The 14924-nt window shown below is 37.3% G+C and carries 14 protein-coding genes; 9 read left to right on the top strand and 5 right to left on the bottom strand.

Annotated elements, in window-relative coordinates:
• The first annotated feature begins 103 nt into the window (after positions 1-103).
• From LN051_RS09510 to LN051_RS09480, 7 genes are all read left to right on the top strand, one after another.
• Entirely contained in the window at positions 104-2437 is a 2334-nt protein-coding gene (locus LN051_RS09510; protein ID WP_229292297.1) for a CDP-glycerol glycerophosphotransferase family protein, read from the top strand.
• 5 nt (positions 2438-2442) lie between these two features.
• Entirely contained in the window at positions 2443-2925 is a 483-nt protein-coding gene (ybaK, locus tag LN051_RS09505; protein WP_229292296.1) for a Cys-tRNA(Pro) deacylase, read from the top strand.
• Positions 2926-3187: 262 nt separating this feature from the next.
• Positions 3188-3937, top strand: coding sequence for a DeoR/GlpR family DNA-binding transcription regulator (locus LN051_RS09500; protein ID WP_229292295.1), 750 nt, complete (start codon positions 3188-3190; stop codon positions 3935-3937).
• A 2-nt stretch (positions 3938-3939) separates the two neighbouring features.
• Positions 3940-4863: a 1-phosphofructokinase gene (gene pfkB, locus LN051_RS09495; RefSeq protein WP_229292294.1), complete on the top strand. Its 924-nt coding sequence runs from the start codon at positions 3940-3942 to the stop codon at positions 4861-4863.
• A gap of 1 nt (position 4864) precedes the next feature.
• On the top strand, positions 4865-6781 hold the full coding sequence (locus tag LN051_RS09490) for a PTS fructose transporter subunit IIABC (protein WP_229292293.1): 1917 nt from the start codon (positions 4865-4867) through the stop codon (positions 6779-6781).
• Between the two features lie 381 nt (positions 6782-7162).
• Entirely contained in the window at positions 7163-8527 is a 1365-nt protein-coding gene (locus tag LN051_RS09485) for a hemolysin family protein (RefSeq protein WP_229292292.1), read from the top strand.
• Positions 8528-8839: 312 nt separating this feature from the next.
• Positions 8840-9805: a glycosyltransferase family 2 protein gene (locus tag LN051_RS09480; RefSeq protein ID WP_229292291.1), complete on the top strand. Its 966-nt coding sequence runs from the start codon at positions 8840-8842 to the stop codon at positions 9803-9805.
• Between the two features lie 119 nt (positions 9806-9924).
• Here the strand turns inward: LN051_RS09480 and LN051_RS09475 are convergent, their stop codons facing one another.
• From LN051_RS09475 to queC, 5 genes are all read right to left on the bottom strand, one after another.
• A complete protein-coding gene (locus LN051_RS09475; protein WP_229292290.1) occupies positions 9925-10182 on the bottom strand; it encodes a GlsB/YeaQ/YmgE family stress response membrane protein in 258 nt (85 codons plus the stop codon).
• A 76-nt stretch (positions 10183-10258) separates the two neighbouring features.
• Entirely contained in the window at positions 10259-10846 is a 588-nt protein-coding gene (locus tag LN051_RS09470; protein WP_229292289.1) for a hypothetical protein, read from the bottom strand.
• Positions 10847-10946: 100 nt separating this feature from the next.
• Positions 10947-11660 carry a 7-carboxy-7-deazaguanine synthase QueE gene (gene queE / locus LN051_RS09465; RefSeq protein ID WP_229292288.1) on the bottom strand — a complete coding sequence of 238 codons (714 nt, stop codon included), beginning with the start codon at positions 11658-11660 and terminating at the stop codon, positions 10947-10949.
• Entirely contained in the window at positions 11653-12084 is a 432-nt protein-coding gene (gene queD / locus LN051_RS09460; protein ID WP_229292287.1) for a 6-carboxytetrahydropterin synthase QueD, read from the bottom strand. The genes queE and queD overlap by 8 nt, the downstream gene beginning before the upstream one ends.
• Positions 12081-12752: a 7-cyano-7-deazaguanine synthase QueC gene (gene queC / locus LN051_RS09455; protein WP_229292286.1), complete on the bottom strand. Its 672-nt coding sequence runs from the start codon at positions 12750-12752 to the stop codon at positions 12081-12083. The genes queD and queC overlap by 4 nt, the downstream gene beginning before the upstream one ends.
• Positions 12753-13209: 457 nt before the next feature.
• Between queC and LN051_RS09450 the strand changes: the two genes are divergently transcribed.
• Positions 13210-13803, top strand: coding sequence for an anthranilate synthase component II (locus LN051_RS09450; protein WP_229292285.1), 594 nt, complete (start codon positions 13210-13212; stop codon positions 13801-13803).
• On the top strand, positions 13787-14923 hold the full coding sequence (gene pabB, locus LN051_RS09445; protein WP_229292284.1) for an aminodeoxychorismate synthase component I: 1137 nt from the start codon (positions 13787-13789) through the stop codon (positions 14921-14923). The genes LN051_RS09450 and pabB overlap by 17 nt, the downstream gene beginning before the upstream one ends.
• The last annotated feature ends 1 nt before the right edge of the window (position 14924 follow it).

Below are 14924 nucleotides of genomic sequence, written 5' to 3'. Positions count from 1 at the left end.
ACTTATGGTATTAAAAGGTAAAAAACGTAATGTCCCATCCTCACTGAAATATTAATAAATCGTGATATACTACAATAAATTCTTTTTTTAGGAGTAATCGATTATGCATATTAAAATTTTAGGATTTAATTTATTTCAAAAAGGAGGTACGACACGAAGTAACCTCAATTTACTCCACACTTTACGAGAAGCAGGGCATACGGTCACGTATATCAACTATTTACCATTTCGTAATCGTCATGTTCAGAATTTAAAATTAAGTGCGGGGCGTCAAGTGGAAGAGATCCATTTTGAAAGTTTCAGACGCACGCAATCTTTACTAGATTGTGATGTGTTAATTTTAACAAGAGAAGACTTTTTCGCTTTTGCACGTGATGTGAAGCGACGCGCACCACACATTCAAATATTAGGTGAAATTCATGGACCGCTCGCTTATTTAAATACATCAAGTGATCTCGCGTTGGATGCTATAGATGCAATTCGTGTAAGTACGCCAGAAATTGCAACGCGCTTTAAAGCACAATACGATTTTCCATACGTTTTTCCAATGTACGTTAATACAGATCACATTGTGTACCAACCGCAACCGAAGCCTCAAACTCATAATTTAATCATTAAAGCACGTTTTGAAGATGCAATTAAAGATATTTCCTATGCATTAAAGTTAATGCATTTTATTGTCCATACTAAAGGGGAAAAAGAAGTTCATTTATATTTACAAGGGTACGGCCCTTCGTTAGAAATGTATGAACGATTAATACGTTACTATCGTCTTGAAAGTCACGTGCATCTTAATGAGGAACCTCCTCAAAATGCAATTTATCTGTCAACGTCTCCATATGAAACATTGGGATATTCTATACTTGAAGCGATTGGAGATGGCAACCAAGCATGTATTTTTCCTGGGAAGGATAATGTACTTAAGCATATTTATGCGCCATTTCATGCTGTAAAATTTTTGAATAAGCAACTTTCTCATGATTATGAAGTAGTGATGGATGTCATTAATAGCACGTACACCTTACAAATGCGTAAAGATGATTTTCAGTATTTTCATCAACAATTTCAGTATGAAAATTATAGTGGAACTTTGCTCGAACAGTTAGCCGCATTGGCTCATAAACATGCGGTGAACACTCGCGATATAGCCAATAAAACAGCGTCGATACCTTTTTATTATAGTCGTTATGTTATGAAGCATACGTTAAAAAAAGCTGTTAATCATCTTCCTAACCGAGTTCAGCGGGTATTTAATAAAAAATCGCGTCTTTATCAATATTCAAGACGAGGGCTATTTGCTATTGAAAAAAAGGTTAAGCAACGCAAACAACAGCAAAGACAGCCGTCCATTGATCATATTTTTATAGAATCATTTCACGGCAAAAACTTTTCTGGAGATCCTAAAGCTATCGCGCTTGAAATACAGCGCCAGTTTCCTAATAAACATATATTTGTGAGCTCGATAAATGAATTTGTAGATATAGAGATTCGGAGATGGGGATTACAACCTATTCGTTTCGGTTCACGTGACTATACGAAAGCTTTCGAACAATCTAAGTTTGTAGTAATCAACGGCAACTTATGGGACCGGTTGTTAAAACATCCGCAACAAAAAGTAATTCAAACTTGGCATGGTGTCCCTTTAAAACGTATGGTTAATGATTTAAAAGATGGCGTTGAACGAAAACAACAAAGCGAAGCCTTTACACCGCGTATGATGAAATGGGATGTGCTTTTATCATGCTCTAAGCGCTACGAAACACTTGTGGCCAGTGCGTTCAATTTAAAACAGCACCCGTCTTTACACATATGGCAAGAAGGTGCGCCGCGTAATAGCATCCTTATGAGAGATAAAGCTGATTTAACGCAACGTATGGCAGTGCAAGATAAATATTTAGAAGTTCAAGATGCGAAGACACGTTATATTTTATTTTGTCCTACTTGGCGTAAAAGCAAACGTCAGAAAGTTTCAGAGCTTGATTTAGTAGAGCTCATTAACACTTTGCCTCAACATTACGAAGTTATCGTAAAATTGCACCCTAATGAAGGCCATCTCTATGAGACGTATCGCCATCTTGATCCACGTATTCATTGCTTTATGAATGAATGGGTAGATATTCAAGAACTCTATTTAATGGCTGATGCATTAATTACGGATTATTCTTCGGCGTTGTTCGATTATGCACATTTGAATCGGCCAATGATTGTACTTGATGAAGATACGGTCGATTATCATCAAACTGTCGGATTTTATTTTGACTTGGATGAAATCAGCTCTGTCGTACAATTGTCTGCGGATGTTAAACAGATTGCAACATATCTATTGGAAAATGAACATGTCAATCACGAAGCAATGATACAAACTTTTATGACGTTAGATCGGCCAAACTCTGATAAAAATATCGTAGAGAAAATGTTTACAACTGGTCTGGAGTGAATTTAATGACAAAAAAGACGAATGCAATGCGACGTTTAGATCGGGAGAAAGTGCGATATGATATTCGCACATTTGAAGTCTCAGAAATGCATGTCGATGGTGAAGAGGTGGCAAAGAAAATAGATGTCCCATCGGAATTTGTGTACAAAACGCTCGTTCTTGAAAATAAGCAGCATGAGCATTTTGTGTTTGTAATTCCTGTATCTGCACATTTAGATATGAAAAAAGCGGCACAAGCGGTACGACAAAAGAAATTACAATTAATGCCACTAGATGATTTAAAACGTGTGACTGGGTATGTGCGAGGCGGCTGTTCGCCGATAGGGATGAAAGCAGAATTGCCCACCGTATTTGATAACGCTATGTTTGCATATGATTGTATTTTTGTAAGTGCAGGGCAGCGGGGCATACAAATGGGTGTTAATCCTGATGCGTTAGCAACCGTTGCTCATGCGCATCGGGCGACGGTTACGATAACCGCAGAATAGATAAGCATCAAAACTTCAAACAATACGTGCACGCACTTCGAAGTAACCATTAAAAAGAGGGTTGCTTTGAAGTGTGTTTTTATTTGTCTTCTATTTTGAAAATGACCATGTAATGAGATGTTTTTTTGGTGGTTTGTGAGCGTTTAGTAAGAAAATATGGCATAATTATGTCTTTTGATGACTGTTTTTGAATGGTTTTGAAAGAACATGATTGAATTTTGTAAACGCATTCATTATAATGTAAGAGAAAAGAGGTGGTTGAATGTTGACAGAGAAAAGGCATGGAATGATTATCGCTGCATTATCGCAACATCATTTTCTATCTTTGCAAAATTTAATGAAACATACGGGATGTAGTGCGTCCACAATTCGCAGAGATTTAACTAAACTTCAAGAGGAAGGGTTATTAATACGTGTGCATGGTGGTGCCAAATTAACTCAAAATCAAAGCGAATTGGCATTAGAGGCGAAGCGCACACAACATATGGATGAAAAAATTCAAATTGCACAACAAGCAGCCCAATTAGTTAAAGACGGCGATTGTATTTATATCGATGCTGGTTCAACAACGCTAGAGATGATTGCACATATTAAAGCGCAAAACGTAACGGCTGTTACAAATGGATTGCCTCATGTTGATGCACTGATTAAGCGTAGTATACGTACGATAGTCATAGGTGGCTCGATTAAGACAACGACATTGGCAGTGATTGGTTCCAGAGCTGCGGATAGTTTGAAGCATTACTCATTCAATAAAGTGTTTTTAGGGATTAATGGTATAGACTGTGAAGCCGGGTTGACGACGCCAGATGAACAAGAAGCTTTTATGAAAGAGAGCGCGATGCATCAAGGTTTACAAACGTATATATTAGCAGATGCCTCTAAATTTCATCAAAGTTATTTTGCGCGCCTTCATACTAATGAAACGCCTATTCTTATTACATCAAAAAAAGCGTTTAGTACTATTGATTTCAATCTATTCAAAGCACATTATGAATTTTTAGGAGGATAATAATGATATATACTGTGACGTTAAACCCCTCTATTGATTACGTTGTTTTTCTCGAAGATTATCGAACAGGGGCATTAAATCGTTCTACTGCTACTGCAAAATTTGCAGGTGGAAAAGGTATCAATGTATCGAGAGTATTGAACACATTAGGTGTATCTTCTGTTGCGTTAGGATTCACAGGTGGGTTTCCAGGTCGCTTTATTGAACATCAATTAGAAAGTGCTGGAATACAAACAGATTTTATAGCAGTAGATGAAGATACACGTATTAATATCAAACTAAAAAGCCATGAAGAAACGGAAATTAATGCGTCAGGCCCTACAATTTCTGAGGCGCAACTCCAATCTTTATTGCAACGTATTGAACAAACGACTTCAGAAGATATCGTTGTGCTTGCTGGGAGCGTCCCAACGAGCCTGCCTCAATCTACGTATGTAGATATTGCTGAAATCGTTCGTAAAACTGGAGCACAGCTTGTTGTAGATGCTGAAAAAGGGTTAATGGAAGGTATTTTGCCGTATCGACCTTTATTTGTGAAACCGAATCAACATGAATTAGAAGAAATGTTTGATGTACAAATCGATAGTGATCAAGATGTAGTGGCGTATGCCACAAAATTGATAGAACGTGGTGCTCAAGCAGTGCTCGTATCTCTAGGTGGAGCAGGTGCGATTTACGTAGATGACACGCAAGCGTTCAAAGTCAATGCGCCAAAAGGTCGTGTTGTAAATACGGTGGGGGCTGGAGACAGTACCGTTGCTGGAATGTTGGCGAGTTTAGTAGAGCAATTACCGATTGAAGCACGGCTTAAACTTGCAATTGCCTCTGGATCAGCCACAGCATTTAATGACGACTTAGCAGAACGACAAACCATTCAATCTTTACAATCAAACGTGTCAGTGACACCGATAAATAAGGAGGGGTAACATGAGAATCACAGAGTTACTCACTAAAGAAACAATCGCTATGGAATTGGATGCAACGGATAAAAATGGTGCAATCGAAGCACTAGCCCATCAGTTGAACCAAGCAGGAAAATTGAATGATTTAGCCGGATTTATTGAAGGTATAAACAATCGGGAGCGTCAAAGTTCTACGGGTATTGGTGAAGGGATTGCGATTCCACATGCTAAAGTAGCCGCTGTAGCCGCCCCTGCAATCGCTTTTGGTAAATCACAAGCAGGGATTGATTATGACAGTTTAGATATGCAACCTGCACATCTGTTTTTTATGATTGCAGCACCTGAAACAGGCGCACAAACACACTTAGATGCTTTAGCAAAATTATCTGGTATTTTAATGGATGAAGCAGTTCGTGCCCAATTGTTAAAAGCAGCTTCTCCAGAGGAAGTACTTGCCATTATCAATCAAGCAGACGATGAAGCGACAGACGAAGCAACGGAAGAAGTCGCAACGACAGTGCCTGATCATGACAATGAGCCTTATGTACTTGCAGTTACAGCTTGTCCTACAGGTATCGCACATACATTTATGGCTCGAGATGCACTTAAAAAGCAAGCAGACGCAATAGGCATTAAAATGAAAGTAGAGACAAATGGTGCGGGCGGTGTCAAAAATCGATTAACAGACGAAGATATTGCACATGCAACAGGAATCATTGTAGCTGCTGATGTACATGTTGAAACAGATCGCTTTAACGGAAAAAATGTAGTACAAGTCCCTGTAGCTGATGGTATTAAACGACCAGAAGCATTAATTAAGAGCGCACTCGACACCTCTAGAAAACCTTTTACATCACAAGGTAGTGGTCAAACTTTGACACAAGAAGAAAAAATGGGTATCGGTAAAACGATTTATAAACATTTAATGAATGGTGTTTCTAATATGTTACCCCTCGTCATTGCTGGTGGTATTTTAATGGCGATTGTATTTATGATTGGTCCAGAAGCTTATGACCCAAAAAGTTCAGATTACAACGCTTTTGCAGCAACATTATGGCAGATTGGTAATAAAAGTGCTTTCGCACTTATCGTTCCGATTTTAGCGGGATTTATTGCACGTAGTATCGCTGACAAACCTGGATTTGCGGCTGGTTTAGTTGGTGGGATGTTAGCGATGAGTGGACATTCAGGCTTTATCGGAGGAATTATTGCTGGTTTCTTAGCAGGCTACATTACACAAGGTATTAAAAAGTTAACTAAAAATTTCCCGCAAATGTTAGAAGGATTAAAACCAACACTTATTTATCCAATAGGCTCAGTTTTAATTACCGGTTTATTGATGGTTTACGTTTTCAACACACCTGCTTCATGGTTAAATGGAGCATTACAAAATGGCTTGAATGGACTTTCAGGTTCGAATGTGGTCATTTTAGGTATTGTGATTGGTGCAATGATGGCGATTGATATGGGAGGCCCATTTAACAAAGCGGCTTATGTATTTAGTACAGCTGCTTTAACAGCAGGTAATGCGGCACCGATTACAGCTGCAATGGTGGGCGGTATGGTTCCACCTATTGCCATTGCACTAGCGATGATTTTCTTTAAGAAAAAATTCTCAAAAGCGCAACGTGGGGCAATTATCCCGAATATCGTAATGGGGGCCTCATTTATTACAGAAGGTGCCATTCCGTTTGCAGCAGCTGACCCGATTCGTGTCATTCCTTCAATGATGGTAGGTTCAGGTGTTGCAGGTGGTTTAGCGCTATTATTCGGTTCAAATATTCAAGCACCTCATGGCGGTATCTTCGTGATTTTCGGAACAGATTTGAGCCACGCGCTATATACTATTATTGCCATTTTAATTGGGGGATGTATCAGTGCTATCCTTTACGGAATATTAAAAAAGAATACTGAAAAAATAACAATGTCAGATCTTACGTAAAAGTCTCAGTGGTTGTTATAGTGTGAACGTTCATTTTGGGGGTGAGACGACGAAATCAAATAGATTTCTGTCTCACTCCCTTTTATCTTAATTAACAAAGCGTGCAATAGTTGGGAAGTATATGTGGTTAAAGGTATATTTATAAAGCAATCAGTGAGGCAGGCTATCAAGTTGAAATGAGCAGAAGCATGTATTAATAGTATTATTTCACCTAAAATTATGCTATGATAGAATTAATATTTTTGCGTCTGGAGGGAGCTCAATGGGAAGGATTTAACATCAAGAAACTTTAAATTATCATGTATTAAATTATTGATGTCATCGCCTTTACTTGAGCGATGCAAAAAAACGGAGGTGAATCCCTTTCTATAAGGGAACTAATTGGATAGTACGACCATATTATATTTAACAATATTTGCAGCATTAATTGCATTAACAACAGTTTTTGTTGGTTCGGAGTTTGCGCTAGTAAAGGTGCGCGCTTCACGTATCGAACAATTGATTGCGGAAGGCAATGGCAACGCGAGAGTAGTAAAGCGCATGATTTCCAATCTGGATTATTACCTATCTGCCTGTCAATTGGGGATTACTGTGACCTCTCTCGGATTAGGGTGGTTAGGTGAACCGTTATTTGCGCGTATTTTACATCCTGTTGTGGAATTATTACATTTACCTAATGCGTTAGTTACCACGATTTCAATTGTGACAGCATTTATTATTGTGACGTATATACACGTTGTAATAGGTGAATTGGCACCGAAAACTTTAGCCATTCAATATACTGAAAAAGTTGCTTTGCTTTATGCACGTCCATTATACGTGTTCGGTTTAATTATGAAACCGCTCATTTGGGTAATGAATGGTTCAGCGCAAATGATTATTCGTTTATTTGGTGCAGATCCTAACGCCGGTAATGAAGCGATGTCTGAAGAAGAACTGAAAATCATTATGAACAACAGTTATCATGGTGGCGAAATTAACCAAACGGAATTGGCATATATGCAAAACATTTTTTCTTTTGATGAGCGACATGCTAAAGATATTATGGTGCCAAGAACACAAATGATTACATTAAATGAACCTTTTAATGTTGATGAATTGTTAGAGACAATTAAAGAACACCAATTTACACGTTATCCAATTACTGAAAATGGGGATAAAGATCATATTAAAGGTTTTATCAATGTGAAAGAATTTTTAACGGAATATGCATCGGGGACACCGATTAAAATTAGTAACTACATTCATGAATTGCCGATGATATCGGAAACGACACGTATTAGTGATGCACTTATCCGAATGCAGCGAGAACATGTACACATTAGTTTAATTATTGATGAATATGGCGGTACAGCCGGGATTTTAACAATGGAAGATATTTTAGAAGAAATCGTCGGAGAGATTCGAGATGAATTTGATGATGATGAAGTCAACGACGTCATTAAATTGGACGAAAGTACGTATCAAATTAACGGTCGTGTGTTACTGCGTGATCTTGAAGAAATGTACCAAATTCAATTTGAAGATTCTGAAGATATTGATACCATTGGTGGTTGGTTACAATCACAAAATACCGAACTAGAACAAGATGATTACATTGATACTAAATATGATCGTTGGGTCATATCTGAAATTGAGAACCATCAAATCATCAACGTATTATTGCGTTACGAATACAACGAAGCACGTCCTCGTTTAGGTAATAGTGAAGACGAAAACGTTCAAGAAAATATGCAAGACAAATAATAAAACCAAAAAGCGGACAAATCTTCCTTATTGTTATAGACATAATAAGTAATCGTCCGCTTTTATTCTATATGTAGCCTTACGACCATAAATGAAAATAGAATGAAGTTGAATGGTATTTTCAACAAATTTGATATATTTTTTGCTTTTTTGTAGGCGAATGAACCTTAATCTTGATATAGTTAGGGTTAGAGTTTAAATCGATTGTAAAGCAATCATGTGAATTCATATGTTTTGATGGCTTTGAATCCATGAGAATTACATTTTTAAGCCACTTTAGAAAAATACAGTGAGATAAGTAGGTGCACAATAATGAAGTTAAGAGTCATCGTGCCTTGTTATAACGAGACGGAAATCATTCAACAAACCATTTCGAAGTTAACATCAATATTAGACGAAGCATCCCAACAAAAATCTTTTGAATACGATTTATTATTTGTGGATGATGGTAGCAAAGACAATACTATTGAGATTTTACAAAATGCTGCAGAAACGATACCAACAGTAAAATATTTGTCGTTTAGTCGTAATTTTGGGAAAGAGTCTGCGATGATTGCAGGGTTTGAACATAGTACAGATTGCGACGCAGTAGTTATGATTGATGCAGATTTACAACACCCACCTGAGTTGATTCCTCAAATGGTAGAGGTGTATCGAGAAGGTTATGATCAAGTGATTGCCAAACGTAATCGTGATGGTGAGAATGCACCGCGTAAATGGATGACGCGCTTTTACTACAAAACAATTAACTACTTTGTCGAAGATATCCGTTTAGAAGATGGTGTTGGTGATTTCAGATTATTAAGTCAACGCGCCGTGCAATCACTCGTTAGCCTTAGTGAATATAATCGTTTTTCAAAAGGCTTATTTGCTTGGATTGGCTATAATACGAAAGTGATTAGTTATAAAAATGTCGAAAGAGAAGCCGGAGTATCAAAATGGTCATTTGGTAGCTTATTGAACTATGCGATTGATGGTCTCATTTCATTTAATAATAAACCATTACGTATGATGATTTACTTAGGTTTAGCGATTTTTGTAGTGAGCATGTTGTATATTGCTTACTTATTAGTGGATACTTTTGTACACGGTGTATCTGTGCCAGGCTATTTTACGAGTATTGCAGCCGTATTATTTATTGGTGGAATTCAACTAATATCCATTGGGGTTATTGGAGAATACATTGGTAGAATATATTATGAAGTTAAGCAAAGACCGAAATACATTGTTCAAGCGTCCAATGTTCAGCCGCCTGTAGAACTCAAAAAACAAGCATAAAGAAAAAGCTATTCGTCTTTATAGGCGTATATAGCTTTTGATTATTTATCAAAAATTAATCCAATATCTCTAAAAAAAGAGGCGGGAACATGGTTCCTGCCTCTTTACGTATTTATTGATTATCTTTTTTTACCACGTAAAGCACCTAAAATTAATGATACTAACGCGATAAGAATAATTGAACCAATTAAAGCTGGTAAGATGTAAACGCCACCTAAAGATGGACCCCAATGACCAAGTAATGCCGTACCTAATGCTGAGCCGAGAAGACCAGCGATAATGTTACCAATAATACCGCCTGGGATATCTTTACCAAGGATTGCACCTGCAGCCCAACCGATAAGTCCACCGATAATTAACATTAAAATAAAGCCCATTTATAAAACCTCCTCTATATCTAAATTATTGTCTTGATACATATACCACGATTGTGAGAGGTTTAATCATCAAATGTTAAATTTTGTATAACTTTTCTAAGTTGATAATTAAGAAGAACCCGAAATGGATAAGTAGCACGACATACCATAAAGGTGTTAAAGCTGAAAGTGTAACGATGCCAAGTATGATAAATAGTGTGCCTGTCCATCGTGGATTCCGGACTTTAATTTTTTGGTAAAAAGCTTGGTAGCGTGGTGACTGAAACGTACTAGAAAAAAATAAAATGCCACCCAAAATAAAAATAGTAGGTGCAGCGAAAGGGACGGACATATAATAGGATTGATCACCTGTTTGATATGTAATCACTAAAGCAACACTGACCATGGTTGCAAACAAAGCCATTAAAAATTTTTGTTGTCGTACTCTAAATGGTAAGTCGTGACGGTCTAAGTAAAAATGTAAAATGGTCCATACAATATACATCAACATTGCCGCCAAAGAAATAAAAGTAACTTTATTCAATATGATTTGGTTGAGGAAACTATTGATTGCAATCGCTAATAATACACTGCTAAATCTAAAAGATTGATACTGGTTTTTATGTAAATCGAACGCTAATATCATTAAGACGATTACAATATTCAATAAAACAAAAAGGACCATTGTACTCTCCTATCTTTTTAGTTCGTTTTTTCATTATAACAATAAGATGTCAAGATAGCATGTGAAACGGCCCTTTTCTATTAATTTGTTTATTTATAAATTAAACACCTTTTTTATTGCTCCATAATAACGTATGAAGTTGAGGAAGGACGAAGACGTTATTCATTGTAGCATCTGACATTACACGATCGATGAGTTGTTCATAGCGCACTAACAATTTGTCTGTATGATGAACCACATCGTCTTCTAAATAAGGGTTACCTACTTGTAAATAAAATGGAAGGTGCGGATAGCGATGATGAATCGTCTGAGCAAAGTGGTAGTCGTCATCATTAAAAATCACAACTTTAAGATTCAATGTTGTTGAGACACATTGATCAATAACAGTATCCAAAATTTCTAAGTTTTGCTGCATGCCCGAACTTGGGGGTTTAGGAGATAATGTTAAATCATCAATTTGGCGCATCCAAGGTTGGAATTTGCTGCCTTGGGTTTCAAGTGCTGTTTGAATATTGTAGGTTTTAAACAAATCAATGAGCGCTTGAATTCCCTTAATTAAGGCAGGGTTTCCTCCTGAAATCGTGACATGATTAAACTGATCGCCGCCTATAGCTTTAAGTTCATCATAAATCGCTTCTGGCGTCATCAGTCGAATGTCATCTTTAGCGCTACCGTCCCAAGTGAATTTGGAATCGCACCAACTACAACGAAAATCACATCCTGCTGTACGTACGAACATGGTTTTACGGCCAATAACTCGGCCTTCGCCTTGTATCGTAGGGCCAAAAATCTCTAATACAGGAATTTTAACCATGAGATTGCTCCTTTTTACGAGGGCGGTATACGACATAACTTGATGGTGTTTCTCTTAAAAAGACTTGAACACATACTGGAGCATGAGGTAATGTTGCTAAATGTGCTTCAATCATTTCATATATTGTGTGTGCGACAACTTCAGTTGAAGGAGACTTGCCTTTGAAATGTGTTAAGTCATTTAATAAATAATGATCAAATTGATCGTGGACTAATTGTTTAAGTGTGCTAAAGTTAACGAGAAATCCTAAATCGTCTAAAATATCACCAGCAATCGTGAGGTTTACAAAATACGTATGACCATGGATACGTTGACATTTTCCTGCGCGTGCATCTGGAATGGCATGAGCAGCTGAAAAGTTAAAATCTTTATTAAGCTCATATGTGTAGTTATGTGCAACCTGAGGATACATTTGATGCATCATGACTTCATAGCTCCTTTCTCATTTAAATAAGCGTTTAAACCTTGTTGTCTAAGATGGCAAGCGGGGCATTCACCACAACCTTCTGCCACAACCCCGTTATAACATGTTAATGTTTTTGTTCGGACATATTCTAAAGCGCCAAGCGAATCACTAAGTGCCCAAGTTTCTTTTTTATTGAGCCACATGAGCGGTGTATGAATTACAAAATCTCGATCCATAGCGAGGCTCATTGTGACGTTCATTGATTTGATAAAAGCATCTCTGCAATCTGGATAGCCAGAAAAATCGGTTTCACAAACGCCAGTAATGATATGTTTCGCATTGATTTGATATGCAAGTGCACCGGCGAAAGATAAAAATAATAAGTTGCGTGCAGGGACAAATGTATTAGGGATATCATCTGAAGCATCGATAGGCATATCATGTGATGTGAGGGCGTTTGGTGAGAGCTGACTTAATAGAGACATATCTAATACGTGATGTTTGAGGCCTTGTTCTTGTGCGATGTGCTTAGCAACTTCAATTTCTTGTGCGTGACGTTGTCCATATTCAAATGTCACAAGTTCAACTTCCTTAAAATGTGCTTTAGCATAAAAGAGGCAAGTCGTACTATCTTGACCTCCACTGAAAACGACAAGTGCTTTTTCGTTTTGAAGCACGTCTGACATAAAAAACCGCTCCTTTTTATAATAGAAGCTCCTAATCAATTATTCTTAATGAGTTGAATAGACGATTGAAATCATTGGATTTCGTTATCCGATGACGCAAGGTCGTCTAAATTAAAACTGATTAGCATAACCATTTTTAATTTAAACATCATCGCATCTCTTAAGATCAACACAGTAGATAAGGGGATGTGTTCAGCCCTATGTCCATAAAAAAAGCCTGTCTTCACTTAAGACAGACAGGACTAGACCAATTGACGTGACAAACCATACATCATCACTATAGGTGTCTAGTTTTTTATAGAGGGTTAAGTGCTAGGAACCTCTGTCTTTAGTTACGTTCCATACTTTAATACATTTGAAGTAAGAAATCAAGATGTAAAAATGGGATTATCTCTTTGTCAATCCTATCTACATCTGTGATAATAGATTTATTATTAAATGAATGAGGCGAATTAAGATGATAATAATGATAGATAATAAAGATTCGTTTACATATAACGTTGTAGATTTGTTGCATCAGGCAACAGAACAACATATAGAAGTAATAGATATTAACGATGTAGCAATTTCTGAACTAGAACAGATGAATCCTCGTGCTATAGTGATTTCTCCAGGACCTGGAACACCAAAGGATTATCCAATATTATTTGAAGTATTGCGCCGTTTTGAAACAATGTGTCCCATACTAGGTGTCTGTTTAGGCTTCCAACTTATCAATGCGTATTATGGGGGAGAGATTATTAAAGCGCCGTGGCCAGTGCATGGTCATACGACAACACTGAACCATAATGGATTAGATTTATATGAAGGACTGCCTTCTACTTTTAAAGTCATGCGTTATCATTCCTTAATGGTGGATGCTAAAACCGTCGCCTTACCATTAGTAGTAACGGCACAAAATGAGGAAGAGATTATTATGGGCGTGAAACATACGGCGCTTCCGATCTATGGCGTACAATATCATCCTGAATCCATCCTATCTGAGTATGGTTTAGCACAAATCAAAAATTTCTTAAGTAAGGTGAGTGACGTTCGTGGTTGTCGCATTTGATTTTCAATATTATTTAGATACATATCAAACCGAAAGATTAAAATTTACTTTTCAAAATCCTATCGCACAATATATCGCGACGACTTGTGAAGAAGTTGGTAATGTATTGACAAAAGCTGAAAAATATCAAAAACAAGGATATTATGTTGCCGTTTATTTACCATATGAAGCAGCGAAATACTATCATCAAAGCTTTCATGTGAAAGAGCCTGACAATGGTATTTATGCAGCATGTTATGTTTTTGAGCGTCCTGAAGAAGAGCAACATGTTACTCAAAAAGATGTTACGCACACACCGTTAAACTTTAAATTCACAGAATCCAAACAGCAAATTCAACAACAGATTCGACAAATACAAAATGAAATTCTTGAAGGTGAGACGTATCAAGTTAACTATACGACACGCCTTGAAGCACCGGTTTCAACAGATATTCAATCATTGTACGAACAACTCACAAAGCAAACGAACGGACATTATACCGTTATGATGGATACAGAGGAGTTGCAAATTGCGTCCATTTCACCTGAGTTATTTTTTCAAGTAGGCCCATTTCACGATCAAAAGCGTACGGTTGTAAGTAAACCGATGAAAGGGACGATGCCAAGAGGCATGAATCTAGCTACAGATGAAAATAATAAACAAGCATTACAAGCTTCTGAAAAAGATCGCGCTGAAAATGTGATAATTGTCGATTTATTACGCAATGATATTACACGTATTGCAACACCGGGCACAATACAGACGCCCCGACTGTTTGATGTTGAAAGTTATCCGACCGTTTTTCAAATGACGTCTATGGTGACAGGTGAAGTTGGAACGGGGGTAACGTTAAATGATATGATGCGTGCATTGTTTCCGTGTGGTTCGATTACTGGTGCACCAAAAGTGAATACGATGCGTATTATTGATGAGCTTGAACATGCGCCAAGACATATTTATTGCGGGGCGCTAGGACTCTGTTTGCCAGATGGACGTGCAATGTTTAATGTGCCGATACGCACCGTGCAATATATTAATAATAAAGCGATTTATGGTGTGGGCGCAGGTATTACGATAGATTCCGAAGCAGATAAAGAATATATAGAATTTCAAGATAAAACTAAAATTTTAGAGGGATAAA

It is taken from the genome of Staphylococcus ratti, assembly GCF_020883535.1.
Lineage (GTDB): Bacteria > Bacillota > Bacilli > Staphylococcales > Staphylococcaceae > Staphylococcus > Staphylococcus ratti.
The sequence above is the reverse complement of the archived record's forward strand: the minus strand, read 5'-3'. Positions and strand labels throughout refer to the sequence as shown.

What these genes read in the sequence shown, in the direction of transcription:
- ybaK (WP_229292296.1), top strand. Translation starts at nt 2,443, where the DNA reads ATGACAAAAAAGACGAATGCAATGCGACGTTTAGATCGGGAGAAAGTG.
- queC (WP_229292286.1), bottom strand. Translation starts at nt 12,752, where the DNA reads ATGTCAGACGTGCTTCAAAACGAAAAAGCACTTGTCGTTTTCAGTGGA.
- LN051_RS09490 (WP_229292293.1), top strand. Translation starts at nt 4,865, where the DNA reads ATGAGAATCACAGAGTTACTCACTAAAGAAACAATCGCTATGGAATTG.
- LN051_RS09450 (WP_229292285.1), top strand. Translation starts at nt 13,210, where the DNA reads ATGATAATAATGATAGATAATAAAGATTCGTTTACATATAACGTTGTA.
- queD (WP_229292287.1), bottom strand. Translation starts at nt 12,084, where the DNA reads ATGATGCATCAAATGTATCCTCAGGTTGCACATAACTACACATATGAG.
- LN051_RS09500 (WP_229292295.1), top strand. Translation starts at nt 3,188, where the DNA reads ATGTTGACAGAGAAAAGGCATGGAATGATTATCGCTGCATTATCGCAA.
- pfkB (WP_229292294.1), top strand. Translation starts at nt 3,940, where the DNA reads ATGATATATACTGTGACGTTAAACCCCTCTATTGATTACGTTGTTTTT.
- queE (WP_229292288.1), bottom strand. Translation starts at nt 11,660, where the DNA reads ATGGTTAAAATTCCTGTATTAGAGATTTTTGGCCCTACGATACAAGGC.
- LN051_RS09470 (WP_229292289.1), bottom strand. Translation starts at nt 10,846, where the DNA reads ATGGTCCTTTTTGTTTTATTGAATATTGTAATCGTCTTAATGATATTA.
- LN051_RS09510 (WP_229292297.1), top strand. Translation starts at nt 104, where the DNA reads ATGCATATTAAAATTTTAGGATTTAATTTATTTCAAAAAGGAGGTACG.
- LN051_RS09475 (WP_229292290.1), bottom strand. Translation starts at nt 10,182, where the DNA reads ATGGGCTTTATTTTAATGTTAATTATCGGTGGACTTATCGGTTGGGCT.
- LN051_RS09480 (WP_229292291.1), top strand. Translation starts at nt 8,840, where the DNA reads ATGAAGTTAAGAGTCATCGTGCCTTGTTATAACGAGACGGAAATCATT.